Source organism: Cobetia crustatorum (assembly GCF_000591415.1).
In the GTDB taxonomy this organism is placed as follows: Bacteria; Pseudomonadota; Gammaproteobacteria; order Pseudomonadales; family Halomonadaceae; genus Cobetia; species Cobetia crustatorum.
This window is the reverse complement of sequence record NZ_JEMF01000021.1, coordinates 1-25,627: the sequence shown is the minus strand read 5'-3', so window position 1 is coordinate 25,627 and position 25,627 is coordinate 1. Positions and strand designations below refer to the sequence as shown.

22 protein-coding genes, 1 other RNA gene and 3 pseudogenes are annotated in these 25,627 nt (G+C 58.7%); 12 read left to right on the top strand and 14 right to left on the bottom strand.

What is annotated here, in order from left to right; translation table 11 throughout:
- Positions 1 to 100: 100 nt before the first annotated feature.
- Complete coding sequence (locus BF12_RS0105925) at positions 101 to 751, bottom strand: c-type cytochrome (protein WP_024951473.1); 651 nt, start codon at positions 749 to 751, stop codon at positions 101 to 103.
- 370 nt (positions 752 to 1,121) lie between these two features.
- Here BF12_RS0105925 and yihA point away from each other — a divergent pair, with 370 nt between their 5' ends.
- Positions 1,122 to 1,811, top strand: a complete 690-nt coding sequence (gene yihA, locus BF12_RS0105920) for a ribosome biogenesis GTP-binding protein YihA/YsxC (RefSeq protein WP_024951472.1) — start codon at positions 1,122 to 1,124, stop codon at positions 1,809 to 1,811.
- Positions 1,812 to 1,921: 110 nt separating this feature from the next.
- Here the strand turns inward: yihA and BF12_RS0105915 are convergent, their stop codons facing one another.
- The 10 genes and pseudogenes from BF12_RS0105915 to argH form a co-directional block, all read right to left on the bottom strand.
- Positions 1,922 to 2,272 carry a hypothetical protein gene (locus BF12_RS0105915; RefSeq protein WP_024951471.1) on the bottom strand — a complete coding sequence of 117 codons (351 nt, stop codon included), beginning with the start codon at positions 2,270 to 2,272 and terminating at the stop codon, positions 1,922 to 1,924.
- A gap of 288 nt (positions 2,273 to 2,560) precedes the next feature.
- A complete protein-coding gene (locus BF12_RS0105910; protein WP_248623627.1) occupies positions 2,561 to 3,295 on the bottom strand; it encodes an HAD family hydrolase in 735 nt (244 codons plus the stop codon).
- Positions 3,292 to 4,320: a tyrosine recombinase XerC gene (locus BF12_RS0105905; protein ID WP_084487989.1), complete on the bottom strand. Its 1,029-nt coding sequence runs from the start codon at positions 4,318 to 4,320 to the stop codon at positions 3,292 to 3,294. Before BF12_RS0105905 ends, BF12_RS0105910 begins: the two co-directional genes overlap by 4 nt.
- A complete protein-coding gene (locus tag BF12_RS0105900; protein ID WP_024951468.1) occupies positions 4,317 to 5,108 on the bottom strand; it encodes a DUF484 family protein in 792 nt (263 codons plus the stop codon). Before BF12_RS0105900 ends, BF12_RS0105905 begins: the two co-directional genes overlap by 4 nt.
- Before the next feature lie 77 nt (positions 5,109 to 5,185).
- The gene (dapF, locus tag BF12_RS0105895; protein WP_024951467.1) at positions 5,186 to 6,016 is read right to left on the bottom strand and encodes a diaminopimelate epimerase; all 831 of its coding nucleotides are present in this window, start codon (positions 6,014 to 6,016) and stop codon (positions 5,186 to 5,188) included.
- On the bottom strand, positions 6,016 to 7,287 hold the full coding sequence (lysA, locus tag BF12_RS18910; protein WP_035159261.1) for a diaminopimelate decarboxylase: 1,272 nt from the start codon (positions 7,285 to 7,287) through the stop codon (positions 6,016 to 6,018). Before lysA ends, dapF begins: the two co-directional genes overlap by 1 nt.
- 51 nt (positions 7,288 to 7,338) lie before the next feature.
- Positions 7,339 to 7,584 (bottom strand): VOC family protein, encoded by a 246-nt coding sequence (locus BF12_RS21950; RefSeq protein ID WP_211242398.1) that lies wholly within the window; start codon positions 7,582 to 7,584, stop codon positions 7,339 to 7,341.
- 56 nt (positions 7,585 to 7,640) lie between these two features.
- Positions 7,641 to 8,117, bottom strand: coding sequence for a GNAT family N-acetyltransferase (locus BF12_RS0105880; RefSeq protein WP_024951466.1), 477 nt, complete (start codon positions 8,115 to 8,117; stop codon positions 7,641 to 7,643).
- A 180-nt stretch (positions 8,118 to 8,297) separates the two neighbouring features.
- Positions 8,298 to 8,432: pseudogene (lptM, locus tag BF12_RS23690) on the bottom strand (LPS translocon maturation chaperone LptM); the annotation flags it as partial.
- Between the two features lie 98 nt (positions 8,433 to 8,530).
- Positions 8,531 to 9,924: pseudogene (gene argH, locus BF12_RS18900) on the bottom strand (argininosuccinate lyase).
- Positions 9,925 to 10,211: 287 nt separating this feature from the next.
- Between argH and hemC the strand changes: the two are divergent.
- The 5 genes and pseudogenes from hemC to BF12_RS18885 all read left to right on the top strand — a co-directional run bounded on the left by hemC (position 10,212) and on the right by BF12_RS18885 (position 15,992).
- Complete coding sequence (gene hemC, locus BF12_RS0105865) at positions 10,212 to 11,159, top strand: hydroxymethylbilane synthase (RefSeq protein ID WP_024951464.1); 948 nt, start codon at positions 10,212 to 10,214, stop codon at positions 11,157 to 11,159.
- Entirely contained in the window at positions 11,140 to 12,021 is an 882-nt protein-coding gene (locus BF12_RS0105860; protein WP_246116476.1) for a uroporphyrinogen-III synthase, read from the top strand. Before hemC ends, BF12_RS0105860 begins: the two co-directional genes overlap by 20 nt.
- A gap of 86 nt (positions 12,022 to 12,107) precedes the next feature.
- Positions 12,108 to 13,706, top strand: a complete 1,599-nt coding sequence (locus tag BF12_RS21575; RefSeq protein ID WP_246116477.1) for a uroporphyrinogen-III C-methyltransferase — start codon at positions 12,108 to 12,110, stop codon at positions 13,704 to 13,706.
- Positions 13,703 to 14,925, top strand: a pseudogene (locus BF12_RS18890) (heme biosynthesis HemY N-terminal domain-containing protein). The gene BF12_RS21575 and the pseudogene BF12_RS18890 overlap by 4 nt, the downstream one beginning before the upstream one ends.
- 485 nt (positions 14,926 to 15,410) lie before the next feature.
- Positions 15,411 to 15,992 (top strand): DUF2780 domain-containing protein, encoded by a 582-nt coding sequence (locus BF12_RS18885; RefSeq protein WP_024951461.1) that lies wholly within the window; start codon positions 15,411 to 15,413, stop codon positions 15,990 to 15,992.
- 155 nt (positions 15,993 to 16,147) lie between these two features.
- Here BF12_RS18885 and ybiO read toward each other — a convergent pair whose 3' ends face one another.
- Positions 16,148 to 18,613, bottom strand: a complete 2,466-nt coding sequence (ybiO, locus tag BF12_RS0105840) for a mechanosensitive channel protein (protein WP_169734506.1) — start codon at positions 18,611 to 18,613, stop codon at positions 16,148 to 16,150.
- 586 nt (positions 18,614 to 19,199) lie between these two features.
- Between ybiO and BF12_RS0105830 the strand changes: the two genes are divergently transcribed.
- The 4 genes from BF12_RS0105830 to BF12_RS18875 all read left to right on the top strand — a co-directional run bounded on the left by BF12_RS0105830 (position 19,200) and on the right by BF12_RS18875 (position 23,579).
- Positions 19,200 to 20,207, top strand: a complete 1,008-nt coding sequence (locus tag BF12_RS0105830; protein ID WP_024951459.1) for an ABC transporter substrate-binding protein — start codon at positions 19,200 to 19,202, stop codon at positions 20,205 to 20,207.
- A 207-nt stretch (positions 20,208 to 20,414) separates the two neighbouring features.
- Positions 20,415 to 21,383 carry a FecCD family ABC transporter permease gene (locus BF12_RS0105825; RefSeq protein ID WP_024951458.1) on the top strand — a complete coding sequence of 323 codons (969 nt, stop codon included), beginning with the start codon at positions 20,415 to 20,417 and terminating at the stop codon, positions 21,381 to 21,383.
- Between the two features lie 102 nt (positions 21,384 to 21,485).
- Positions 21,486 to 22,589, top strand: a complete 1,104-nt coding sequence (locus BF12_RS18880) for a FecCD family ABC transporter permease (RefSeq protein WP_084487986.1) — start codon at positions 21,486 to 21,488, stop codon at positions 22,587 to 22,589.
- 105 nt (positions 22,590 to 22,694) lie between these two features.
- A complete protein-coding gene (locus tag BF12_RS18875) occupies positions 22,695 to 23,579 on the top strand; it encodes an ABC transporter ATP-binding protein (RefSeq protein WP_084487985.1) in 885 nt (294 codons plus the stop codon).
- A gap of 90 nt (positions 23,580 to 23,669) precedes the next feature.
- Here BF12_RS18875 and ssrA read toward each other — a convergent pair.
- Both ssrA and smpB read right to left on the bottom strand, forming a co-directional pair.
- Positions 23,670 to 24,025: a transfer-messenger RNA gene (ssrA, locus tag BF12_RS21570) on the bottom strand.
- Between the two features lie 123 nt (positions 24,026 to 24,148).
- Positions 24,149 to 24,625 (bottom strand): SsrA-binding protein SmpB, encoded by a 477-nt coding sequence (gene smpB, locus BF12_RS0105810; RefSeq protein WP_024951457.1) that lies wholly within the window; start codon positions 24,623 to 24,625, stop codon positions 24,149 to 24,151.
- Positions 24,626 to 24,787: 162 nt separating this feature from the next.
- Between smpB and BF12_RS0105805 the strand changes: the two genes are divergently transcribed.
- Together BF12_RS0105805 and BF12_RS0105800 are read left to right on the top strand one after the other, a co-directional pair.
- Entirely contained in the window at positions 24,788 to 25,219 is a 432-nt protein-coding gene (locus BF12_RS0105805; RefSeq protein WP_024951456.1) for a type II toxin-antitoxin system RatA family toxin, read from the top strand.
- Between the two features lie 59 nt (positions 25,220 to 25,278).
- Positions 25,279 to 25,593 carry an RnfH family protein gene (locus tag BF12_RS0105800; protein WP_024951455.1) on the top strand — a complete coding sequence of 105 codons (315 nt, stop codon included), beginning with the start codon at positions 25,279 to 25,281 and terminating at the stop codon, positions 25,591 to 25,593.
- Positions 25,594 to 25,627 lie beyond the last annotated feature (34 nt).

The following is a 25,627-nucleotide window of genomic DNA, read 5'->3' as shown; positions in this document are numbered from 1 at the left end:
TTGACCGGCGCATGAACGTCATCGACGAGATGGTATGCCGCAATGAGCGCATCTTCGGCGATCAATGGCGTAATACGCCATTGATGGGCAGGCGGATGCCTTAGCGTAGCCCGTGCAGATACTCGGCGACTTGCTGCATGTCGTTGTCACTCATACGCGCTGCAATGCTACTCATGATGGCATTGGGATCATTGTCACGCGTGCCATCACGGAAGGCCTTGAGTGCTGCGACGGTATATTGAGGGAATTGTCCTGCGAGCGCAGGATAGCCAGCAGCATCGAGTCCTTCGCCACGCGGTCCATGGCAGGCAGTACATGCGGCGATGCCCTCGGTGAGTGAGCCCGCGCGATAGAGTATTTCCCCCTTTTCGGCAGCATCAGGTTCGGCTTGGCCCTGATTGGCGGGTAGCGCAGCATAATAGGCAGCGATGTCTGCTACATCCTGATCGCTTAGATTATCGGTCATGCCGGGCATCTGAGGGACAGGGCGCCGCCCATCGCGAATATCTTCAATCTGCTTGCGTAGATAGTGTGCCTGCTGCCCGGCCAGATGAGGAAAGGCAGATGCCGGAGAAATACCCTGTGCGCCATGACAGGCAGCACAGGTGGCTGCTTTGGTCTGTCCTGCGCGGGTATCCGCATCCTTTCTGTCGGCAGCGATAGTACTTGTCGAGATACCGGTGGTAGCGGCCATCAGCACCAGGCTCAGCAGCCATAGGGGTCTCTGCAATGATCTCATCAGCTTGTCCATTTCGCTGCTCCCTGTCACTGGGCCCAGGCCTTGGGCCGGATGCACCATCAACTATCTGTGCTAGCGGCTATCATCTCTTGGGAAGTCCATCGCACGTCTCGCAGGCCGTGAGAGCAGAGTGGTACACTAGGCCATCATGATCGCGACACTTGCCATGACGGGAGTATAGCGAATCCCCTCAGGGCGCGTGAATGTGCCTGTCGTCAGCCCAACGTCACACTGACTCATGCTTATGCATATCCGTGTGTCTGCCTGTCAACGTAAAGACAGGGTCTGCGGCGCTCTTTTCCGTTTCACCGGTCGTTTCTTCTGCTCTCTCGTGATGTCGCGCGGGCGAGACGTCCGCCTTCAACAGGTATTCAGAATCCTCATGGCCGAATCAGCCACTTCGACCCACAAGCTTCATTATCGTCAGGCGCGCTTCTTGATCAGTGCCGCGACGCTGGCCCAATGTCCGACCGACGTCGGCGCAGAGGTGGCCTTTGCAGGTCGCTCCAATGCGGGCAAGTCCAGCGCCATCAATGCGCTGACCTCTCAGAAGGCCTTGGCACGTATTTCCAAAACGCCTGGACGTACCCAGCTGATCAACTACTTCACCATCGGTGAAACAGGTCGTCATCTGGTCGATCTTCCCGGCTATGGCTATGCCAAGGTGCCGGAGAAGGTGAAGCGGGAATGGCAAACGCATCTGTCCAACTACTTGCGCAATCGTCAAGCGTTACGTGGCCTGGTGCTGTTGATGGATGTGCGTCATCCGCTGTCAGAGTTCGACCAGATGATGCTGGGCTGGGCCAATGAGGCACGTATGCCGGTGCATATCCTGCTGACCAAGTCTGACAAGCTGAAGCGCGGTCCGGCCGCCGCCAGTCTGCAGAAGGTGCGTCATGCCCTGAAAGAATGGGAAGACCTTGTGAGCGCGCAGCTGTTCTCATCGCTGAAATACGATGGCGTTGAGCAGGCGCATGCCAAGCTCGACGAATGGCTGGCGGATCCGTCTGTCATGGATGGCGTGAATGATGTTGGTGATGCAGAGGCAGTAGAAGACCCTTTCGACGATTGATATCCGGTTGATCGGTATATCGATCAACTGTTGTCGATGAAAAACGGCCACCCTAGGGTGGCCGTTTTTCATGGTGAAGTGCGCCTTCTGGAGTGCGATGCCTGCATTTCTTACATGAACAGGCTGCGAGGGGGGGCTTCGCGGGGCGAGTTCGATAACGACGCAGGGATCATGTGGCGCGATGCCTGCCATTGGGGGCGTTTCTCTGAAGGCTGCGTGACGAGTGCTTGCTCGAGGCCCACTACATTCAGGCCGTGCATGGGCATGCTGGCACGTGCGCTGTAGACACCTGCAACGACGAGTGCAGCGCATAGTAACGCTAGTCCGGTACCAATGATCAGTCCGTGCCAAGCGCTTGAGTGTGGCAGTGCCATTGGGCCCGGATCATAAGGTGTTGGCAATGTGGCTCGGCGCTCGGCAGGCATGGGGTCATGATGGCGGTTCAGTGGGTGAATGCTCATGAAGTCCTCTCCTGCTGGGCAATAAAAGGATGAAATGCAGCGATTCAGGTTTCAACTCAGGCCCGCTGCACGACATCAAGTGCCTATAAGCAAGCGCTTGTCGTGTAGGTACCTGTGGCTGAAATCTTGTACATTAAATATGGCCTCAGGTTTACTGTTGTACAAGAAATAAATTGTGGTATCAGTTCTCATCATTATCAGCCTGCGTAATAAAAGGTGGTGTCCGTTTTACATCCGCGAAGGTGAACTACGTCGCGGAGAGGGCGAACAAACGGACCGGCATGCTACTTAACTTGAGAGCGCTTGGCCGGTCAGGCGTGTCAGTAGCGCCGGCAGTTCGCGCACATGTGAAAGAACGTGCACGCCTGCGGGTAGCGGACCAGGCGCGCCGAGGCCTTTGACGTCGATCCAGGCGACTTGCATGCCGAGGCGTGCTGCTGGCAGGGCATCTTCCTTCCACGAATCACCCACGTGTAATGTTGTAGAAGGCACGCTGCCAAGGCGTGCCATCGCTGCGAGGAAGGGGCGAGCATCGGGTTTCGGCGCTAGCCATTCACCGGCAGCGATGCTGAATTCAAAGTGATGATCCAGCGCCAGCCGGGTGAGATCTACGTTGCCATTGGTGATGGCGCCCAGTCGGAAGTGACTGGCCAGTTCCTCGAGGATGCCACTGGCTTCCGGGAAAGGGTTCAGTTCATGGCGCAGTACAAGAAAACGCTCGATAGCGACCTGTGACCAATGTGAAGCTTCGTGATCATCGTGGCCAAAATCGCGCAGCATGGTCTTCATGGCTTCGTGTCGTAGCCAGGTGAAATCTCCGCGCCGTAAGGGGTGCTCAAGGCCTAGCGTCATCCGCCGCCGCGTGTATTCTTCGAGTGGAAAGCTCGCTGCATGGCCAATTTCACCATCCAGCCAGGCATAGTGCTCTTCTTCTGCGCGCTCCATGACTGGGCGATTCGCCCATAGGGTATCGTCGAGGTCGAAGGTCAGTGCGGTCAGGCGTATTGGGATGGTAAGGGTCACTGAGGATCATCCTCTCGAGAAGTAAAAGCCGCGGGCGTAGTGAGTCGAGCATCAGTCACCGTCTCGGTCTGTCGCTGACGGCGTGCGCGAGGATGAGCCTGATCGTAAGCACTAGCTAGCTGCTGCCAGTCGAGGCGAGTATAGATCTGAGTGGTAGAGAGGTGGGCGTGGCCCAACAGCTCTTGCACTGCACGCAGGTCGCCGCTTGATTCAAGTAGATGGCTGGCGAAAGAATGGCGCAGGCGGTGTGGATGAAGATGTTCCGGCAGGCCACGTTGCTTGGCCTGTGTCACCAGCCGCAACTGCACTCCCCTCTGTCCCAGCCGTTTTCCTTGTTGACCAACGAACAGTGCTGTCTCATCCGGTGACGCCAGTTGCCCTCTTACCATGAGCCAGGCATCCAGCGCTTGTCGCGCGCGTGAGCCAATGGGTAGCTGACGTGGCTTGTCACCTTTGCCGCGCACGCGCAGACGGCGCGTTTCCAGCATGTCGAGGTCGAGACTGACCAGTTCCGAGAGGCGCAGTCCCGAGCCGTAGAGCAGCTCCAGCATGGCCTGATCGCGGATCGCCAGCGGCGTGCCGTCGTGCGGGCAGTCGAGAAAGCGCGACAGACTGTCGATATCCACCGGGCGAGGCAGGTGGTCTGGCAGACGCGGTGTCTGTACCAGGCCCGCCGGGTTGTGCGCCAGGATGCCTTGATCGACCAGCCAGCTACAGAAGCGACTGATCGCCGCGCGGCGACGAGCCAGTGACCGTGGCGCGAGGCCTCGGCTTCGTTCGGCACCGAGAAAGCGACGTAGCATCGGTACATCAAGCGCCTGCCAGTCTGTCGGTAGCACGGCCTCATCAGCACGATCGGGGCGTAGCATGAAGGTCGTCAGCGACTTGAGATCTCGCGTATAGGCACTGACGGTGGCAGGGCTACTGTCGCTAGCCAGCCAGCCGAGGAACTGCTGACAGATAGCGTCCAGTGCCTGTTCGGCGGCGATGTATTCACGTGTGTCGGAATCGCCAGTCACGCTCATTGCGCGGCCTGATCGTTGCGTGCTTTGGGGCTTCGGGGGGGGCTCGAGTGGGTATTACGCCCCAGGCAGCGGGCCAGCACATCGCCGAGATATTCGGGAAACAGGGTGTCGAGGCCCGCCCGGAACTGCTCCGCCTCGGCACTGGCGACGACCAGATAACCTAAGCATTCACCGCGGGTCAGGCGCACAATGACGGCCGAGCCACGTGTGGCGTCGGCCTGTGTGGCCTCGACGAGATCTTCGCAATCTGCACCTAGTGGCCAGCTGTGATCTGGCAGCAGTGCTTCCCAGCGAGTGCGCGGCATGGCCAGACAACGACTGGCACGGCCATCGAGCAGTCGCTCAAACTGCTCGGCGCGGGAGTCATCGAGAGGCTGGCGTGGCGGCTGTGCTGTGCTGCCAGCATCGCGTTGCCATAGGCAAACGGCCGGAATATCGAACAGCTCACTAAGGCGAGTCGCGAGTGTTTCGGCCAGTGCGTCATCGGACTCGGCATCCAACAGATCAAGCGCCAGCTGGCGCAGACGCTGATAGCGACTTTCGTTATCACGTGCCGTGTCGAGTAGCTCGCCGAGACGTTCTTCTGCCTGTAGCGTGCGGCCGCGCAGATCATGCACCAAGCGCTCGAGCAGCGAGATACTGCCGCCACGCGCTTCCGGATGCGGCACGCGCAGCTGCTGAAGCAATCCTTCGCGCCCTTCGAAGAAGTCAGGATGCGTGGCTAACCATTCGGCCACTCGTTCCGGGTCCAATGTGCGCGGGCGGCGTGAAACGGGTGACTCAGCCATGCGGCTCTCCTTGCAGACGACAGGCGGTGGACCGCTACCGGAGACTCGCCCGGCAGTGATGACCAATAGACCGCGATTTACAAAATGATGCGGCCCTCGAAGACCGTCTCAGCGGGTCCCGTCATGAAGACCGGGTGCCCCTCGCCATCCCATTCAATGCTCAACGTGCCACCCGGCAGTGTCACGTTGACTGGGCTTGCGAGCATCCCGCGGCGAATACCGTTGGCAACAGCAGCGCAAGCACCTGTGCCACAGGCCAGTGTTTCACCTACGCCACGCTCGAATACACGCAGACGCACCTCGTGTGGAGTGACAACTTCCATGAAGCCAGCATTGACGCGTTTGGGGAAGCGCGGATGTACCTCAATCAGTGGGCCGAGCTCCAGTACCGGCGCGTACTCGACGCTGTCCACGACCAGGACGGCATGTGGATTGCCCATCGACACCACACCAATCTCGAGCGTTTCGCTAGCCACGTCCAGTGTGTGTACTGGAAGGTCGGATTCGGCAGCGAAAGGCAGTGTCTCAGGAGCGAAACGCGGTGCGCCCATATCAACACGTACGCGACCGTCATCGGCGACGACCAGTGTCAGCGGGCCTCCGGCGGTTTCGACGCGAATCTCGCGCTTGGTCGTTAGACGCTGATCAAGCACGAAGCGCGCAAAGCAGCGCGCACCGTTGCCGCAGTTTTCCACTTCGCTGCCATCGGCATTGTAGATGCGATAGCGGAAGTCCATATCCGGGTCACGTGGCGGCTCGACCACGAGCAGCTGATCAAAGCCGATACCGAAGTTACGATGTGACAGACGACGAATATCGGCATCTCGCAATCGGCCGCGCTGGGAGATCAGGTCGATGACCATGAAGTCATTACCCAGCCCGTGCATCTTGGTGAAGTGCACCAGCATCAGTCGTCACCCTCCGGCAGCAAGCACTCGCCGGTCCACAGCTCTTCGAGGCGTTCGCGACGGCGCACCAGGTGCATCTCGGGGCCATCGACCATGACTTCGGCGGGGCGGCAGCGGCTGTTGTAGCTCGAGGCCATCACGAAGCCATAGGCACCGGAGGAGCGCACGGCGAGCAGGTCGCCCGGCGCGATTGCCAGCTCGCGGTCCTTGCCGAGGAAATCCCCCGTCTCGCAGACCGGGCCGACCACGTCATAACTCGATGTCTCACGCGGGTCACGCGTGTCGACAGATACGATGTTCTGCCAGGCCTGATACAGCGACGGGCGAATCAGGTCGTTCATGCCGGCGTCGATGATGGCGAAGTTCTTCTCTTCGCCCGGCTTGATGAACTCGACACGTGTCAGCAGTACGCCGGCATTGGCGGCGATGGAGCGGCCCGGCTCGAACAACAATGTCATCTCGTTGCCGTGCTCATAGCGTGCCAGACGTTCCAGCAGGGCGCTGGCATAGGCGAACGGCTCCGGTGGTGTTTCATTCTGGTAGGGCACACCGAGGCCGCCGCCGAGATCGAGATGCTCGATGATGATATCGCGCTCGCGCAGGCGGTCCAGCAGTACCAGCAGACGTTCGAGTGAGTCGAGGAAGGGGGCCAGTTCGGTCAGCTGTGAACCGATATGGCAATCGGCACCAACGATCTGAACATGCTCCATGTCGCGGGCGGTCTCGTAGACCTCCAGCGCCTGCTCAACCGGAATGCCGAACTTGTTGGCCTTGAGGCCAGTGGAGATATACGGGTGCGTGCCGGCATCGACATCTGGATTGATGCGCAGCGAGACCGGTGCCACGCGACCCAGGCGGCCGGCGACAGCGTTGAGGCGCTCAAGCTCTGGCAGCGATTCGACGTTGAAGCACTTGATGCCCAGCTCCAGTGCGCGCTCCATCTCATCGGCCTGTTTGGCGACGCCTGAGAACACGATCTTGGCGGGATCGCCGCCGGCCTTGATGACGCGTTCAAGCTCACCTTTGGAGACGATGTCAAAACCAGCGCCAAGACGCGCCAGTACGTTGAGCACGGCCAGATTTGAGTTGGCTTTCACTGCGTAGCAGATCAGGTGTGGGTGGTCGCCCAGCGCTTCCTGATAGGCCTTGAAGTGGCGAGTCAAGGTGGCGCGGCTATAGACGTAGCACGGAGTGCCGAATTGATCGGCCAGCGTGGCGAGCGAGACGTCTTCGGCGTGCAGCACGCCTTCCTGATATATGAAGTGATCCATGATCCGGCCTGCAATTTGGGAGGTATCTTTTTCAGAGTCACAAGCTACACCTCATGTTTCAAGCATGAGATAGGAGTTACCAAACTCTAAACATGTTAATCGAAAATCGCCATCAACTTTCAAAAACATTTCAGCTAAATCAAATGCCTTTTTATAAAATGAAACGCAATCATCGAAATTATATACATTTAATATAATGCCCTGATGTTGAATATCCATCAATCCTCCTTGAAAACATAACGCCTGCATAACACGCTTGCTACCATGCAAATTAAGCTCAAATTTGCCACTTAACACGGTAAACTCAAAGTAACCTAGAATGCCGAATGTAGCAAATCGTGTTGATGCATTTGTTATAACCGTTTTTCCATGCGTGACAAATCCCAACTCTCACCATCAAATGATAAGCTATTAGTTACCTGCTCAAATTCTACAAAACCCAGTTTTTCGTAACATGAAATAGCTGATTTATTGTGGCTGAAAACACCTAATGTCAGTAAATTAGCTTTGTAATTAACCTGAGCCTTTTCAATAAGTAGCTGTAGCATGTTTTGAGCTAAATTCTGGCCTCGATATTCAGGTGAGATAAACACGCGACAGATACGAAATTCATTAACTGAAACTTGGTAAAGCTCGACAAAACCAACCGGATTATTCTCAACAGTAAATAGAAATGGAAGCACCTGTAACTGCTTACAATGAGTGTCAATTTGTTCGTGAGTAAGAGGATATTTATAAGCTGGCCCGCCCCACAAATAACAAAGTTTTTCGCTATCTATCCAGGCAGTAAGCAGATCATAATCCTTATGTTTAAAAGCCTCTAATTCCATCATTTCCTCTTGATGTCGCGCCGGCGGGCATCACCCGCCGGAGATGAATAAGGGGACTCAGACGTCGCTGCCGGAAAACTCGGTAGCGTTCGTGCTCTGTGGCTCGGCTGATGCGGAAGCAGGCTTGGACGCAGTGTCTGTCGATGAATCCGTCGCGGCACCCTCGTCCGCGGCTGGCGCCTCGGCGCGCTGGCCTCCGGCATCGGCATCCGCCGGAAGATACAGCGGGCCTTTCTGTCCACAACCGGCCAGAAGACCTGCGCCCAGCAGCAGCGCCGCAAGGGTGCGAAGGGTATGACGGGCGGACTGGCTCAACAGATGACGCATCGGGCGGCCTCCTGGCAGCAATAGAGTGATTCGGGCTGCCAGACGCTAGCGAGCGTCTGGCAGCCTCTGAAAAGGGGGGGGGGGCATCAGGCGCGTGTGGCCAGTGCCTCGCGAGCACGCTGCGCGGCGGCACGGACTTGATTCGGGGCGGTGCCACCGATGTGGTTGCGCGCGGCGACAGAGCCTCAAGCGTCAGTACATCGAAGACGTCAGCATCGATGGTGTCGGAGAACTGACGTAGCTCTTCGAGTGTCATCTCGGACAGGTCACGGTTTTGCTCAATGCCGAAGGCGACGGACTTGCCGACGATTTCATGAGCATCACGGAAGGCCACGCCCTTGCGTACCAGGTAGTCGGCCAAGTCGGTCGCGGTCGCGAATCCCTTGCTGGCAGAGGCGTACATGTTGGCAGCTTTGGGCCGAATGGCAGGAATCATGTCAGCGAAGGCGCGCAGACAGCCGCGGACGGTATCGACGGTGTCGAACAGCGGCTCCTTGTCTTCCTGATTGTCCTTGTTATAGGCCAACGGCTGCGACTTCATCAGGGTCAGCAGGCTCATCAGGTGGCCATAGACACGACCGGTCTTGCCGCGGACCAGCTCCGGTACATCCGGATTCTTCTTCTGCGGCATGATGGAAGAGCCGGTGCAGAAGCGGTCAGGCAGATCGATGAAATCGAACTGGGCGCTGGTCCACAGCACCAGCTCTTCGCTCATGCGTGACAGGTGCATCATCAGCAGGCTGGCGAAGCTGGTGAATTCGATGGCGAAGTCACGGTCGCTGACTGAATCGAGGCTGTTCTCGGTCGGGCGATCGAAGCCAAGCAACTCGCTGGTGACATGTCGATCGATCGGGAAGGTGGTGCCGGCCAGTGCCGCAGCGCCCAGCGGCAGCACGTTCATGCGGACGCGGCAGTCCTTTAGGCGGTCCTGGTCGCGGGCGACCATTTCCTGCCACGCCAGCAGGTGGTGACCGAAAGTGACCGGTTGAGCACTCTGCAGGTGGGTGAAGCCCGGCATGATGGTGTCGGCTTCCTGTTCGGCCAGGCCCAGCATGCCTTCACGCAGACGCGTCAGTTCGGCATCGATGACGTCGATCTCATCGCGCAGGTAAAGGCGGATGTCGGTGGCCACCTGATCATTGCGTGAGCGACCGGTGTGCAGCTTCTTGCCGGTGTTGCCGATCTTGGCGGTCAGACGTGCCTCGATGTTCATGTGCACATCTTCCAGCGCGACGGACCACTCGAATTCGCCGCGAGCGATCTCTTCGCTGATCTCCTTCAGTCCCTCGATGATGGTGTCGCGCTCTTCCTCGCTCAATACGCCAACGCCGGCCAACATGGTGGCGTGGGCGATGGAGCCACGAATGTCGTGCTGCGCCATGCGCTGATCAAAATCGACAGAGGCAGTGAAGCGGGCCACGAAGGCATCGGTCGGCTCGCTGAAGCGGCCGCCCCAGGACTGATTGGTAGATTCGCTCATCGGGATCTCGAATGGTGGTGACATGTCCAGATTTCGGCGTCCGGTGCAGGGTCGCGCAACGGGTACCGTTGATACCTTGGAGTGTACCAGACTCCAGCGCGCGGGCGAGGGGGCGGACAAGGAAGCGCGCCGCTAAGTTGGCGCTGGATTTTCCCCCTGACGTTACTGCCTTTATGATAAGGCGCATTACGTGGCAACACGGTCTGTCCGCGACCGTTTGCGAGTCATGCCTCGCGCCGCTTTACGATTCAAACTGAGTGCTTCGTGCACCTTCCAAGGAGAATGCCGTGTCCCGTCGTGACATCCTGCGTATCGCCACCCGCAAGAGCCTGCTTGCCCTATGGCAGGCTGAGCACGTCAAAGCGCGCCTTGAGGCCTTGCATCCGGGGCTCTCCGTCGAGTTGGTGCCAATGTCCACGCGTGGTGACAAGATTCTCGACACTCCGCTGGCCAAGATTGGCGGCAAGGGGTTGTTCGTGAAGGAGCTGGAAGAGGCCATGCTGGAAGGCCGTGCCGATATCGCCGTGCATTCCATGAAGGATGTGCCGATGCACTTCCCCGAGTCACTGGGATTGGCGGTCATTCTTGAACGGCATGCGCCAACCGATGCCTTCATCTCCAATGATCACGCCAATTTCGACGCGTTGCCGCAGGGGGCGCGTCTGGGGACTTCCAGTCTGCGACGTGGCTTGCAGGCCAAGGCGGCCCGTCCTGATCTCGACGTGCTTAGCCTGCGCGGTAATGTGCAAACACGCCTTGGCAAGCTGGATGCTGGTGAGTTTGATGCCATCATTCTCGCCACGTCGGGCTTGCAGCGTCTTGAACTGGATGCGCGCATCACTGATGAGATGTCCGCTGAAATCTGTCTGCCAGCCTGTGGTCAGGGTGCGCTGGGTATCGAGTGCAATCTGCAGGACGCTGAGATTCTCGCGCTGTTGGCACCGCTGGCACATGAAGATTCCAGTCGCTGTGTGCTGGCCGAGCGTGCCATGAACACCCATCTTGAAGGTGGCTGTCAGGTGCCCATCGGTGGCTATGCCGTGCTGGAAGAGGGCGGCAGTCAGCTGTGGCTGCGTGCGCTGGTCGGCAATCCTGATGGCACTGTCATCCTGCGGGCCGAGGCGCGTGGCCCGGCGGATGCGCCGGAAGTGTTGGGCGTGGCCGTCGCAGAAGATCTGCTCGCACAGGGTGCCGGTGAAATTCTGGCGGCAGTCTATGGCGATGCCCGTGGCTAGTGGCGCTGAACAGTCGCACACGGCTGCGGTTCAGACGGCTTTGACCAATGGTGCCATGGCCAAGCCACCCGCGTGTCGTCCTGAGGTGCTGACGACGCGGCCCGGTTCGCGTGGTGCAGTGCTTGATGCCATGCTCACCGAGGCTGGTTGTAGAGTGGAATGCCTTGAATTGATGGCCCTTGAGCCGCTGCCCGCCACACAAGCGATGCGTCAGGCCATCATCGATGCGGATCTTTTCCAGGGCGTGGTGGTCATTTCACCGCAGGCTGCCAGCTGTCTGGCCGAATGGCTGGAGGACTGGTGGCCGCAACTGCCGCAAGGGATCAACTTCTATGCCGTCGGTGCGGCGACAGCTGAAGTGCTGCATGCGCGTCTCGGTGTGCGGGTACGTGTGCCTCCCCGTGTGACGCGAGGTGAGCATGCCGAGGCGGATGCGCCCGTGGGCACGACCAGTGAGGCATTGCTATCACTGCCTTCATTGCAGCATCTTGAAGGGCAGCGTTGGTTGTTGGCCGCCGGAGAGGGTGGCCGCCCGCTACTCGGTGATACGCTAGAAGCACGCGGTGCTCAGTTGACGCGAATCGAGCTATATCGGCGGCTTCCGTTGGTATTGTCGCCTCAACAGGCTGGCCGTCTGGCGGCGGGCGCGTATGATGCAATGGTGGTGACCAGTAATGAACTGCTCGAGACGGTCCTGACGTCCGTCACGACACGCAGCTTGTACCAACCGCTAATCGTGTCGAGCAACCGTTTGGCTACACTGGCATACGCTCATGGGTTCGAGCGTGTGACGGTAGCCGAGGACGCCTCGCCCGGGGCTTTGACGCAGGCTGTCTTGCGCGCCTGCACCCCGGCTACATGACTCGCCATGCGAGAGGGATCGGCGCCAATGCGCCTGGTCCGCGTGAGGCCATCGATTTCCAAGAATCCGGAAAAGGGCAAGCGTAGATGAGCAACCGAGAACACCATCAGGAAGATAGTGGGCCTGCCGGCATTACGCCGGGCATGTCCGGCGACAAGGATGCTGCCGCTCGCGCATCAGATGCCTCTTCCGCTCCCGGCGATAATGCCGATGACACTGCCTCTGGCCGCCCTGGCGCCGAGGCTCCCCGTTCGTCCTCATCTTCCTCGTCATCCTCTACGGCTGATGCCCCGCGCGAGCGCCGCTCGCGAGGTGGGCGCAATCGTCGCGGACGCGGGAAAGGACAGGGCAGCAGTTCCTCTTCATCCTCATCCCCCACTGCCAGTGAGTCCACTCCCGTGAGCCAGACTTCAGACGACAACGCATCGACGCCTTCCGGCGAAAAATCTCCCTTCTCTGAGCGGAGCACGACTACCGCTGAGACGTCCGGTAGCAAGGCGTCTGCCAAGGGAGCGGACAGCAAGCCCAAGCAACCGTCCAGCAAGGACAGTAGTAGTCCGGCGGGCAAGAGCAGTACTGCCAATAGCGGTGGTGCTGGAAGCGGCAAAGGGGGTGGTCAAGGGGCCGGTGGCAGTACCCCGCCGCCGGCTTCCAGGGAAGCCAAGAAGAGTGCTACTGGTATCATTGCGCTGATCCTCGTCATCTTGCTCGCGATCGTGGTGGCCGTGCTGTCATGGTTCGGTTGGCAGCGTCTGAATGCCTTGCCGAATGCGCAGGGAATCGACAAGCAGGTCAGTGAATCCGTGACTCAGCAGGTGGGTCAGGTCGAAAGCAAGGTCGCCAGTCTTTCCAGCGATATCGACAAGAGTGCGTCCCGCGTCAGCGACCTCGACAAGCGTCTGTCGAGCGAGAGCAAGGATACCGAGACAGCCCTCAACAAGGTGCTGGAAGAGCTCAGCAAGTCCCAGCAGACTGACGCGCGCGACTGGCATTACGCCGAAGCCGAGTATCTTCTGCGTCTGGCGAATCAGCGTCTGCAGCTGGAGCGTGACGTGAACGGCGCCGATGCGCTGCTCGAAAACGCTGATGCGCGTATTGCCGCTGCTAACAACCCGGCACTGCTGCCGGTGCGCAAGGCCATTCAGTCAGAGCTTGCTAGCCTTGATAGCGTGCCGCGCGTCGATCGCAGCGGTATCTATCTGGCGCTGCTTGCAGAGCAGGAGCAGCTAGCGCGCTTGCCGCTCAAGCAGGATGTCGCTGAGATTGCAGCCAAGGTCGAGAACGAATCCGTTCCCACCGGTGGCTGGCAGAAGCAGTTGGCCCGTTTCGGTAATGAGCTGAAGGGGCTGGTAACGGTACGTCGTCATGACGAAGCCCTGGAAGCTCTGATCACGCCGGAGCAGGAATCCTACCTGCGTCAGAACGTGCGTCTGGTGCTCGAGCAGGCCCAGCTGGCACTGCTCAAGGAAGAGCCGGAGCTCTATCAGGCCGCTATCGAGAAGGCGGTCACACTGGTCAATGGCTACTACGACACCAAGGTTGATGGCGTGAAGAATGCTGTTGCCAAGCTCGAAGAACTCAAGGGCAAGACCATCCGTCCGGAGCTACCCGATATCTCCGCCTCTCTTGGCACGCTGCGTGAGCTGATTGAGCGTCGCGCACAGGCAGGGGGTGGCAAGGCATGAGAGTCCTGATACTACTGATCATCATTGGGCTAGCCATCGGTGCCTTGTTCGGTCAGCTGATGCAGGCCTTCCCGGGTTACTGGTTGATTCGGGTTGGCGATACCTCGGTACAGACATCCTTCTGGTTCGGTTTGATCCTGTTGTTTGCCGCCTTTGTAGTGCTGCATTTTGGTCTGCGCCTGTTAGGACGCTTTGCGCACCCGTTTTCACGCATCAAGGTGTGGAATAGCCGCACACGTCACCGTAATGCCACGCGCAAGACGGAGCGTGGGCTGGTGGCGCTGGCGGAAGGTCGCTGGAAGCGTGCCGAACGCTCTCTGACACATTCTGCGGAAGATTCCAGTACACCGCTGGTCAATTATCTTTCCGCGGCTTTGGCGGCTCACTATCAGGGGCGCTTCGATCAGGCGGATACGTTGCTCAAGCGTGCTCATGCCTCTACCCAGGGGTCTGAGAGCGCGGTAGGGCTGGTACAGGCGCAACTGATGCTGGACCGTCAGCAGCACGAGCAAGCGCTGGCAACCTTGACGCGCCTCGACAAGCAGTTGGGTGAGCACCCCCAGGTCTTGAAGCTGCTCAAGCAGGCTTATCTGGCCGTCAGTGATTGGGATGGCCTGCGCCGTCTGCTGCCGCGCTTGGATAAGCAAGACTTGATCTCTCCTGAAGAGAAGAAGGAGCTGGAGCAACGTGCCTATGTCGCGCTGATTCAGCAGGCAGCACGCAATCCGGAAGACATCGAGCGTGTGCGCAATCTGTGGGCCGACATGCCGGACCACCTGCGTAATGATGTGAGCCTGGTGGCGCTGTATGCCGAGGCATTGATTGCCGGAGGCAGGAAGGCCTGGCAGAGCGTCTGCTGCGCCACTCGCTGAAGGAATGCTGGGATTCGCGTCTGGTGCTGCGCTATGGCCTGCTGGACGTGGATGCACCGCGTCAGCTGGTGTATGCCGAGAAGTGGCTGCAAGAGCGTCCGAATGATCCTGATCTGCTGTTGTCGCTGGGCCGCTTGGCACTGCGTAATGCTAATTGGGGTAAGGCACAGGAGTATTTCGAGGCTAGCCAACGCCAGCGTCCGAGCGGCACCGTCTGTGCTGAGCTGGCACGTTTGTTCGCCAATCTTGGTGAGCACAACAAGAGCCAGCTTTATTATCGTCAGAGTGTCGAGCTGCTGGATCGCTCGTTGCCTGCACTGCCGCAGCCGAGCAAGGACAACGTCTAGCAAAGGCTGGCAGTAACGCTAAAAGAGATAATCGCCTCGTAGTCAGGCTACGAGGCGACAGTAGTTACTCTCCGGGTATCCGAGTTCACACGATGTTGTGACGGGATACCCTTTTTTTGTCTGCGTTATGGTCACGACCGTGTGTTTCAACGTCAGCAAGGTAATTCTGCAAGGTAATAAGGGGAAGGTGGGCATGAGGAAAAGGATAAATAAGGAAGATAAGTGCATGGCGCGAACTTCCCTGCCCGTGAGTGTGTCCAAAAAGGGCGCTGCCAATGATCGTGGTTGTGCGGTATGAAAGACGATATACGCGGTTGCTACAGGGCAACCGCGTATATCAATGCCTGGCATAGTCTATCTGTACTGCGACGCTGGCTGACGGCGTTTCGTCCGTGCGATGATTCGGCGCGATGGATGATGCAGCAGTATGGCTGGTCATTCGTAAGCTTCTTCGGCTTATTTTCTCAAGACATAATGGAGTCTGCATGTTGCAAAAGTCCCTGGCCCTGATGGGCGCCTCTGTACTGGCAGTATCTCTCGCCGGTTGTGCCACTTCTGGTAACAGCACTTCCAGCAACGCTGCCAGCTCTTCCTCCAGCAGCTCCATGATGAGCCTTGCCAGCAGTATGCTGAGCAGTGAGACAGGCCAGACGCTTCCGGCCGCTGACCTGATGTCCAGCTTGACCTCCCAGCTGGGTGTTTCTCCCACTCAGGCGCTCGGTGGCTCTGCTGCCATGCTGGCATTGGCCCAGTCTCAGCTAGGCGGTAGCGCCACTTCCGAGCTTTCCAGCGATGTCCCACAGTTGTCTAGCCTGACCAGCGATAGCTCGCTGTCCACGCTTTCCAACCTGGCGAGCTTGAGCGGTAATGATAACGCCAAGTCTCTGGCCAGTGCCGTCAGCGGTGTGGATGACACTTCCTCCATGAACAGCACCTTCTCGATGCTGGGAATGGATAGCAGCATGGTGTCCCAGTTCGCACCAGTACTGCTCAGCTACATGGGTGGTGAAGGTGTTAGCTCTTCTCTGCTGAGCTCGCTGTCCAGCGTATGGGGCACCGGCTCCTGAGTGATATCTTGCGCATGAGAGGATAATTTTTCTTTTTCATGGCCGCAAAAAAAAACGCCCCCGAGCCATTGGCTCGGGGGGCGTTTTCGTTACAGCATCATCTCTTTCGCTTCAGGCATGCACTGCAAATGAATCATCTGCCGTCAGCCAAGAGATCAGTCACCATCAGCATCCGGCTGGGTAGTCTGCCGAATACGCTTTTCGTCATCATCGATGACTTCGCCATCTTTCGCTGCATGGCGAGTGAGCGGCTCTTCCTCTTTGGCACTTTTCTTGAGTGCCTGTAGAGCCTCACGCTGCTCGGGGGTTTTAGGCTGCCCTGCAGCCGAGCCATCGATCACGAACGGAGAGTTCATGGTACGTACGTTGGCTGGCGGCGCGCCACCCTCCTTGTCCTGACCGAAGTACATCGTCATGTGCGGGAACGGAATCTCGATACCAGCGGCGTCGAAATGCTGTTTCACGAGCTTGTTGTACTCGCGTCCGATGGCCCACTGATTACCTGGACTGGTCTTTATCATCACACGAATGTTGACCGCGCTATCCGCAAGTGCCGACACCCCGGCTACCGTGACGGGTTCGAGAATTTCAGGTCCATAGCTACCGGCCTGCAGCTCATCGAAGGCAGCACGCAGATGCACGATGGCGTGATCGACATTCTCACGATAAGAGATGCCGTACTCGCCGACATGGTAAGCAAAGTCACGCATGTAGTTGGACACGGTATCCACGGAAGAGAACGGCACGATATGGAAGGTGCCGGACAGATCACGGATGCCAACCGAACGGATAGTCAGGCGTTCTGCGGTACCTGTCACTCCGCCAGCAGAGACGACATCACCAGTGTTGATAGCGTTCTCTAGCTGGATGAATACCCCGGTAATGATGTCCTGCACCATCTTCTGAGCGCCAAAGCCGATCGCCAGACCCAGCACCCCGGCACCGGCCAATAGTGGGCCGATATCGATGCCGATCTCGGACAGCACAATCATTACGGTGAAGATGATCATGGCGATGGCGATGGCATTGCGGAACAGCGCTAGCAGTGTCTCGACACGCGCCGACGGCTTGCCTTTGCCAGTATCCGGATTGAGCTTGTGCTCGATCAGACTGGCAATACCGATCCACAGCAGTACGGAGAAGCCGACGATGAACAGCACATGGAAGACGCGTGACAGCAGCTGAGCACCAGTATCTGTCGCCAGCCAGGTGCCGAGTGCCACGACGCCCCATGCATTCAGCACCATGCCGATCACGACGATCAGAATGATGGCACGCATGATACGCAGTGCGGTCGGGATGTAGGAATTGAGGCGCTTCTCCAGCATCGGCAACTGACCACGCAGGTTGTCAGAGACCATGATGCGCTTGCCGATCAACTGCGTGAGGACGCGCGAGAGCAAGGCGCCACCACCGATGGCCAGCAATGTCTTGAGGGTCGCGGCCATCATGAACGGCAGTGCCGTTTCTGGCGTGGTCTGCGAGATCACGAATAGCGTGATGAAGTAGGCCAGTGCAATCAAGTGCCAGGTGCTCGCGAGGATGCGTAGGCACACAGCGATGATGCTGTTGTGTGTCTCGACAGCCTGATTGAGCAGGCGGTCACGCAGCAGGATACGGTTGCGCATAATCACGACGACGGCCCAGATCAGCGCTGCAGCCATGATCAGCAGGCCCACGAAGCTACCCAGTGCCGGTGCCAGATTGTTATTGATCATCGGGACAACGACGAGGATGCCATAGCCAATAAAGCCAGACAGCAGTGCCAGTGAACGATTCCAGTAGCGTGCCACTTCAGCACGCATCGGCAGCAGGCGCAGGCCCTGATAGCCAGAAGAGAACAGCATGCGCATCAATGCCTTGAATAGCTCGATTACCAGATAGGCGTTCAAGAACATCGACTCACGCTGACCAATCACTCCTTGCTCACCATAGGCAAAGATCGCCAGCAGGTAGCCACCAAGGAAGGCTAGGCCAATCACGGCGAGGTCTACCAGCGCGGCAACGATCACGGCGATCAGGGTGCGCAACAGTGGGCTGCGATGCTGACCATCCAGTGACCACTGACTCACGCGACCGAAGAGCGGGTGTGCCAGTCGGCGCATCACCAGGAACAGCGCGATGGTAGAGATGACTACCAAACCGAGACTGATGGCCTCTTCACCGAAATGACTCCAGTCGACTTTTTCGGCATCTTCGCTGTTCAGACCCTCCAGGGTCCCGAGCACTCTATCCAGAGTGGCGGAGAGATCAGCGACCAAATCTTGACTGATTTCGGCCAGTTGACGTGATATCGAGGGAGATTCCTCGTCGAGAGTGACTTCCGAGCCAGCCACGTCAACAGCCTTGTCGCTTGTCTTGTCACCCATCTGACGCAGCCCTTCAATCAGCGCCTCGCGCTGGCCCGGATCTTCCAGCAGATTCGCCAGGCTCTCATAGGAGGGAGCAGCTGCCTCGGTATCATTATTGGCCGGTGCGGCATGAGATAGGCCACTGAACGCGAGGCTCAGCGCCATGATCACCATCATCAACCCATGCATCAGCCAAGAAGAGGGATTGGCCGCACGGGAGGTAGACGAAACGTGAGCGGGAGGGGAGTGCGGGGGAGTCGGAATCGCCACAGATGGCTTCTCCTGTTTGATGAGTGTGTGATGGGCATGTAGTGGTGTGTCGAGCAGACTCTGCAGGTACTTCATATGCACGCAGGCATCTGAACATGCAGGCTCTAAGCAGTAACGCGAGGATCTGTCAGGCAGATGTGAGGTGATGTCGCGAGCATCCTGCGCACGCACCATGCAACAGTTATCGGGGCAGTTTGCGTTAACCCAACCCTGATCTCTGCTTTAGAGAGACATTTGTGTGCCACAGCCTGCGGTAGGCATGGTCATCCTTCAAGCTTTTTGCTGTGTTTGTGGCCGCGTTCGGCGATTTCTTCTGACCGGCAGCATGCAATGTGGCGTTGCACGACCCGGTGTGGTGGCAGGAGAAGAGAGTAAGTAGTGTTGCGACTGATTATTATTCACGAAACTGGTTTATCATGGTGCTTCTGGCATCGAGAACATTCGTTGGAGAATCATGCTCGACCGCTTGATGCTGTGCGGGGTACTCACGTGGCCGCTCATGACCACCTGCTCCCGCCCATTTCCCCGCGGCTGTTCACGTATGACGGCCGACCCCTCATTTAGTGCCTGGTTCATGGAGAACTGCATGGAGAACCGTAGAGACCTTGCCGCGTTGGCGCTTTCCTCTCAAGAGCTGTCACGTAAGGTGGGCTTGAGAAACGGCTTGCGCAGCAGCCTGCTGGCGTCAGTGGCCGTGCTACTGTTGGACGCTTCGTTATCGGCTGAGGCACGCAGTGTCGAGACTGCCTTCGGCGAGCTGGAGATCGAGGGCACGCCCAAGCGCGTCGTCACTCTCTATGAAGGTGCGCTGGATGTGGCGGTAGCGAGTCAGATCACCCCATTGGGCGCCGTCACGACGCGCGGAGGTGACGGTGTCGCTGCCTATATAGCACCGCAGGTACCGAAGATTGCCATTATTGGTACGCCGCGCGAGTTCAACATTGAAGCGGTCGTGGCGCTCAAGCCGGACATGATTCTGGCGCCTCCCGGATTGGATCTGACCCAGTATCAGCTGTTCTCACGATTGGCACCGACCATCGTGCCCGCCGCTGCCGAGCTGACGTCAGATGCCTGGAAGGCACAGAGTCGCACCTATGCTGAGGCGTTGGGTGATGACGCGGCGGCTGTGCTCGAGAAGCGCCTTGCGGCGATCGAGTCTCATGCAGCACATCTCAAATCACGGATGTCGGCGCCACAGACGGCCAGTCTGGTGCGTCGCATGCCAGGAGGATTGCTGGTGATGTCTGATCAGTTGTTTGCCACCGGCTTGCTCACTGCCAGTGGTTATCAGCTGGCAGGCAGTGACCTGGTCAAGGCCGGCCGGCCGCACTCTGATCCGTTGAGTGACGAGAATCTCTCGCGCATCGATGCTCAGACTATCTTCCTTGCGACGTTGGACCATACCTCCAATGAGGCTGTCGAGGCACTGGCGTCGCAGCCGGTCTTCCAGCGCTTGAAGCTTGCCAGCCGCCAAGGGCTGGTGGGCGTGGATGGTCAGCTGTGGACGAGCGCTAGCGGTCCGCTGGCCGCCGAAGCGCTGTTGAAGGATCTCGATAGCGTGCGTGATGACTTGCATGATCAAGATCGCGAATGATGAGTCGTCATCATATCGCCGCCATGCACTACGTTCTGGCGCATGACGCGTGCAGGAGGATGCATGCAGGCTGACGAGATGATCCCTCGATCGCACGTCTCAGCGATGTCTTCTAGCTCAGCAATGCCCTCTAGCTCAGCAGTACCGATGGCCGACTCGGCTCCGGCGACTCGCAAGGTCACTGGACGCCTTGCGTTGTGGAAGGTGATGCCGCTGGCCTGTGCGATCGCATTGTTGACCTGTCTGGCAAGCCTGTTGTGGGGAGCGGGACAGGTGGGGCCTATGCAGGCACTGAAGGCCTTGATGGGGCAGGGCAGTGAAGAAGCACGCTTTGTCGTCTATGAACTACGCGCGCCGCGGACGCTGATCGGCATTGTCGTGGGCATGATGCTGGCCTGTGGTGGCGCGCTGATGCAGGTCGTGGCGCGCAATCCGCTGGCTGAGCCGGGATTGCTGGGTGTCAGTGCCGGCGCTTCCTTTGCGGTCGCCGTGGCGTTGTTGCTGGGCATTGAGGCCGCAGGCATGCACGTGATCGTGGCCCAGAGTGGCGCGTTGTTGGGCTGTCTGTTCGTCATGAGTACGGTACGTGTGCGTGGGGCCCGACAGGATCCGGTTCGCCTGGTGCTGGCGGGAGCAGCGCTCTCCAGCTTGCTGGTCGCATTGACGTCATTGGTGTTGCTGATTGACCAGCGTGCCGCCGACGAGATTCGTTTCTGGGTGGTGGGCAGCCTGGCGGGCCGTTCACTGAGTGCGCTCTACCACTGCCTGCCCAGCCTGCTGCTGGCAGTTGTGCTGACGCTGTGGCTGGCGCGTCCGTTGGCCGCCCTGGTGTTGGGCGAGCAGGTGGCGAGCGGTCTTGGTCATCGGCCAGAGCGAGTGCGGCAGATCACGATATTGGTGGTCGCACTGCTCGTCGGGGCCGCGACGGCACTGGCGGGCCCGGTGGCTTTTGTCGGCCTGGCCGTGCCCTATGTGGCGCGCGCACTGTGTGGAGCAGACATCCGCCGCACTTTATGGCTGTGCCTGCCGCTGGGCGTGACCATGCTGCTGACGGCCGATGTGATCTCACGGTTGGTAGTGCCGCCGTCGGAACTGCCGCTGGGCGTCCTGACCACGCTGCTCGGCGCCCCGGTGCTGATTGCCGTGGTGCGTGCGCGGCGCCTGCCCACGCTGTGAAGTGACGGCCCGCGATGGCGATGTCACCTGAGCCGCTGAGTCCTTGTGTGACTGATCCTGTGCGTTGTTGATGTTTGGAACCGCTGATATCTGGAACCGTTGATGCCTGAAACAAAACTGTATAGATCCCCGACGTTCTGTTCGGCGGTATCTACGCCTACCTCTCCCTTGTCTATCGCGAGTGCTCCCGCTGGTACCTTATGGTGGCGTTGGGGCGCTGTGTCGCTGCTGGTGTATCGCGCGCCGCTTCTTGCGGCCTGTGGACTATTGGCTGCGCTGCTGATGTCCAGCCTTGCGTCACTCACACTTGGCAGTGCGGGACTTGATCTGCTGGATGCGCTCAAAGCCATCTTTGGCATCGGGGAATTCATGCACGTCTTTGTCGTTCAGGAGCTGCGGCTGCCCCGATTGCTGGCCGGCATGGGGACAGGGGCTGCCTTCGCGCTTGCGGGATGTCTGATGCAGACATTGGCCGGCAATCGGTTGGCGACGCCAGGCATCATCGGGATCGACAATGGTGCCACGGCATTTGCGGTCGCATCGGTGGTGGGGTTAGGCGCATCGATTGCTCCCCCCGCGATGGCACTCAGCGGCGCCGTCGTCGCCATGGCGCTCGCTTTCGGGTTGTCGGGCGGCATCGGTACGCGAGGCTATCGTTTTCTTGTCGCAGGCATTGGCGTCGGTGCACTGTTCGGCGCAGGCACCCAGCTGATGCTGGCGCGTGTCTCTATCGATGTAGCCAACAATGCCTATCCGTGGACGGTGGGTAGCCTCAACGCCCGCGATGCGAATTCAGTCATTTGGCTAGGGATTGCCATGCTGATTGGGCTTCCACTGGCACTATGGTTGGGGCGGGGGCTGAATACACTCCGCTTCACGGACCGAGTAGCAACGGGATTGGGGCTACCTGTCGCTCGCATGCGTCTGATGATTCTGTGGCTATCCGTCGTGCTGACGGCTGCGGCAGTAGCTGTCGCGGGGCCGGTAGGTATGGTGGCGCTGGTGGGCCCTGAAATTGCGCGCTATCTGTCTCGCCACAAAGGAGTGCCACTGCTGGCATCGGCATTGGCGGGGGCGCTCGTCATGGTGCTGGCGGATTTGGCTGGGCGCACGCTTCTATCCCCACTGGAAGTACCGGTAGGTATCGTGATGGCAGTGGTCGGTAGCCCCTACTTGCTATGGATATTGCTGCGTAGCCCTCGCTGATCCATACCAAAGCCCCCCCAATTTTTGTCGACAGGAGTGACCTGTCGACAGGCCGCTGTGGCTAAGAACGGTACAGTGATCAATGACGTTTCAGGAGAGCGCGCCATGAGCGTCGATGCCAAGCAGTACTCCCCCGCGCAGCAGGACTGCGCATCTCACCTGTCACTAGCACCGACTCTGAAGACCGATGCGCTAACGTTGGGATATGGCGTACGCAAGCAGCGGGTCAAGGTGATTGATGGGCTGACGCTGGGACTGCCGGACGGCAAGGTCACGGCCATCGTCGGGCCGAACGGCTGTGGCAAGTCGACCCTGCTGGCGGGACTGGCTCGTTTGCAGCTGCCGGAATCTGGCTCCGTGCTGCTGGAAGGCAAGGATATCCAGCACCTCAAGCGGCGTGATGTGGCACAGCGTATCGCTCTGTTGCCCCAGGAGACGCATTCTCCGGAAGGCGTTACCGTGCATGAGCTGGTGCGCTTCGGGCGTCAGCCTCATCAAGGGGCACTGAGTCAGTGGTCGCAACAGGATCAGAGCGTCGTGACCGCCGCCATGGTGGCCGCAGATATCGAGAGCCTCTCGGAGCGCGAGTTGTCTTCAATGTCAGGCGGGCAACGCCAACGTGCCTGGATTGCCATGGCACTGGCGCAGCAGACGCCGCTGCTATTGCTGGATGAGCCGACGTCTGCGCTGGATCTTGGGCATCAGATCGAGGTGTTTGAACTGATTCAGCGGCTGGCTCACGTTGAGGACAAGACGATTGTCATGGTCGTGCATGACCTGGCCAGTGCCTGTCGTTATGCCGACCACCTAGTTGCCATGCACGCGGGCCGCGTGATTGCCGAAGGACCACCGGCCGAGGTGGTGACGCCAGCATTGGTGCGTCAGCTGTATGGCGTCGAGTGTCGCCTGATACCAGACCCCGATACCGGTACGCCGCTGCTGATCGGCGTACGCCGTACCCACGAGCGTCTGAGTGGCAGCGCGACGTGATGCGTAACGTCATCCATCATTGAGCTGACAGGAAATTTTCATCTGAAAACAGAAAGGCCTCCCCGAAGGGAGGCCTTTCTGTAACGGATATGGTGGAGGCGACGGGAGTCGAACCCGTGTCCGCCGGCACTCCGCCTTCGGCTCTACATGCGTAGTCTCATTATTTGGTTTAACACGACTATCGCCAATGGACAGGCTACAGCAATGCGATTCTCTGAGTTTTAACCCTGATTTTAGAGACGTCGATCAGGACGATCCTGTTTATACGGGCTCGTTCTCAATCCACCTTGAACAGGCGCAACGGTATCATGAGCAGCTTATGCAGCTAGAGCGTAGTTTTCGTCGTTTGCGACTATATAATTTGCAACGTTTTATTTACGAGATACGTTACGATCTCGGCATGCACCTCAGGGTTTGCCACCAGCGTCGAATGCCAGAACGCCCCCATAACTGTCTTGCAACAACACGTTCACTATAACAGGTGGAGACTGTGCTACGCCAGTTCAAGCTTTCAGGAAAATTTTCTGACCTGACAGGAGCTTGCCGGCGACGACAGTCTCATGCCGCCATTATCGATCACGCAAGATACGGGCTTTCTGACGGTTCCAGTCGCGGTCTTTCTCGGTGGCACGCTTGTCGTGCATTTTCTTGCCTTCCACCAAGGCGATTTCACACTTCACTATCGCATTCTTCCAGTACAGCTTGACCGGTACGCAGGTGTGCCCCTTGTCCTGAGTACGCGAGAAGATGCGCGCAATCTGTTTCTTGTGCAGCAGCAGCTTGCGGGTACGTTGTGGATCGGCCACTGCGTGAGTGTTGACGGTCTCCAGCGGATGGATATGGCAACCCAATAGCCAGGCTTCAGCATTCTTGATCACGATGTAGGTGTCTGTCAGCTGACCCTTGCCGGCCCGTAGCGCCTTTACTTCCCAGCCCGCCAGTACCAGACCCGCCTCGAAGACTTCCTCGATATGGTACTCGTGGCGTGCCTTCTTGTTCTGGGCGATCATGTTGCCGCCCTGTTCGGGTTTCTTTTTCTTGCCCATGTTGCCTCGTTAGTCGTTTGCTCCTGCCGCTGCCCGACGGGGTTGCGGTGCATCCTTTTGGATGGGGGGAGGCGTGTTACCATTCAAGGCCAGACGGCACATCATGCGCCGGCCCATTGTTCATGATACGCATGCTGCGTATCCAAGTCAGCGGAGAGCTAGATGCCTACGGTCAACCGGTCTGCCCTGGTAAGGCATTCGGCCCAGGCGATGTTCGATCTGGTCAATGATTTCGAGCGTTACCCCGAATTCCTGTCCGGCTGCAGCAATGCAGTATTGCTGGAACGCGATGAGAATCACCTCAAGGGCAAGCTGACCCTGTCCAAGGCGGGCATGGAACAAAGCTTCGTGACCCGCAATGATCTTTTCGCTCCGGAGCGGATAGAGCTGAGCCTGGTGGACGGCCCCTTCAAGCGCCTTGAGGGGCGCTGGCTATTCACGCCGCTGGGTGAGGGTGCCTGCAAGGTCTCACTGGCGCTCGATTTCGAGTTCAGTAATCGTCTGCTGGGCATGGCCTTCGGCAAATTGTTCAGTCAGGTTGCAGGGCAGATGGTTGATGCATTTACGCGCCGGGCTGATCAGATATACCGATAAGCGCGTCCTGAAACCGCTTTATAGATATGGGTGCGGTAAGCGCGAGACAAGGAACAGACATGAGCGACAGAATCACGGTCGAGGTGGCCTATGCGCTACCCGAGAAGCAGAAGATTGTATCGTTGGCAGTAGCGCCCGGTACTACGGCGCGTGACGCTGTGCGCATGGCGCATCTGGAGCAACATTTCCCGACGCTCAGTGCCGAAGTCTTTCTCGAGGCAGACCTGGGCATCTTCGGCAAGTCATTGCGCAAGCCGGAGGAGCATGTGCTGGCGGTAGGCGATCGAGTCGAGGTGTATCGTCCGCTGATCACTGATCCGAAGCTGGCGCGTAAGCGTCGAGCTGATAAGGCCGCGAGCGCCACTTCGTCGTAGGCGAGGATGATATAACGCGTAACAGGGCACCCAT

Excerpts from the sequence above, each read along its gene's own strand:
- BF12_RS18885 (WP_024951461.1), top strand. The coding sequence starts at position 15,411 with ATGTTGCAAAAGTCCCTGGCCCTGATGGGCGCCTCTGTACTGGCAGTA.
- dapF (WP_024951467.1), bottom strand. The coding sequence starts at position 6,016 with ATGCTGGTGCACTTCACCAAGATGCACGGGCTGGGTAATGACTTCATG.
- smpB (WP_024951457.1), bottom strand. The coding sequence starts at position 24,625 with ATGGGCAAGAAAAAGAAACCCGAACAGGGCGGCAACATGATCGCCCAG.
- BF12_RS0105800 (WP_024951455.1), top strand. The coding sequence starts at position 25,279 with ATGAGCGACAGAATCACGGTCGAGGTGGCCTATGCGCTACCCGAGAAG.
- yihA (WP_024951472.1), top strand. The coding sequence starts at position 1,122 with ATGGCCGAATCAGCCACTTCGACCCACAAGCTTCATTATCGTCAGGCG.
- BF12_RS18875 (WP_084487985.1), top strand. The coding sequence starts at position 22,695 with ATGAGCGTCGATGCCAAGCAGTACTCCCCCGCGCAGCAGGACTGCGCA.
- BF12_RS0105905 (WP_084487989.1), bottom strand. The coding sequence starts at position 4,320 with ATGAGCGTGACTGGCGATTCCGACACACGTGAATACATCGCCGCCGAA.
- BF12_RS0105860 (WP_246116476.1), top strand. The coding sequence starts at position 11,140 with ATGGCGATGCCCGTGGCTAGTGGCGCTGAACAGTCGCACACGGCTGCG.
- lysA (WP_035159261.1), bottom strand. The coding sequence starts at position 7,287 with ATGGATCACTTCATATATCAGGAAGGCGTGCTGCACGCCGAAGACGTC.
- BF12_RS0105880 (WP_024951466.1), bottom strand. The coding sequence starts at position 8,117 with ATGGAATTAGAGGCTTTTAAACATAAGGATTATGATCTGCTTACTGCC.
- BF12_RS21575 (WP_246116477.1), top strand. The coding sequence starts at position 12,108 with ATGAGCAACCGAGAACACCATCAGGAAGATAGTGGGCCTGCCGGCATT.
- BF12_RS0105805 (WP_024951456.1), top strand. The coding sequence starts at position 24,788 with ATGCCTACGGTCAACCGGTCTGCCCTGGTAAGGCATTCGGCCCAGGCG.
- BF12_RS0105900 (WP_024951468.1), bottom strand. The coding sequence starts at position 5,108 with ATGGCTGAGTCACCCGTTTCACGCCGCCCGCGCACATTGGACCCGGAA.
- BF12_RS0105915 (WP_024951471.1), bottom strand. The coding sequence starts at position 2,272 with ATGAGCATTCACCCACTGAACCGCCATCATGACCCCATGCCTGCCGAG.
- BF12_RS0105825 (WP_024951458.1), top strand. The coding sequence starts at position 20,415 with ATGCCGCTGGCCTGTGCGATCGCATTGTTGACCTGTCTGGCAAGCCTG.
- BF12_RS0105925 (WP_024951473.1), bottom strand. The coding sequence starts at position 751 with ATGGACAAGCTGATGAGATCATTGCAGAGACCCCTATGGCTGCTGAGC.
- BF12_RS18880 (WP_084487986.1), top strand. The coding sequence starts at position 21,486 with ATGCCTGAAACAAAACTGTATAGATCCCCGACGTTCTGTTCGGCGGTA.
- BF12_RS0105830 (WP_024951459.1), top strand. The coding sequence starts at position 19,200 with ATGGAGAACCGTAGAGACCTTGCCGCGTTGGCGCTTTCCTCTCAAGAG.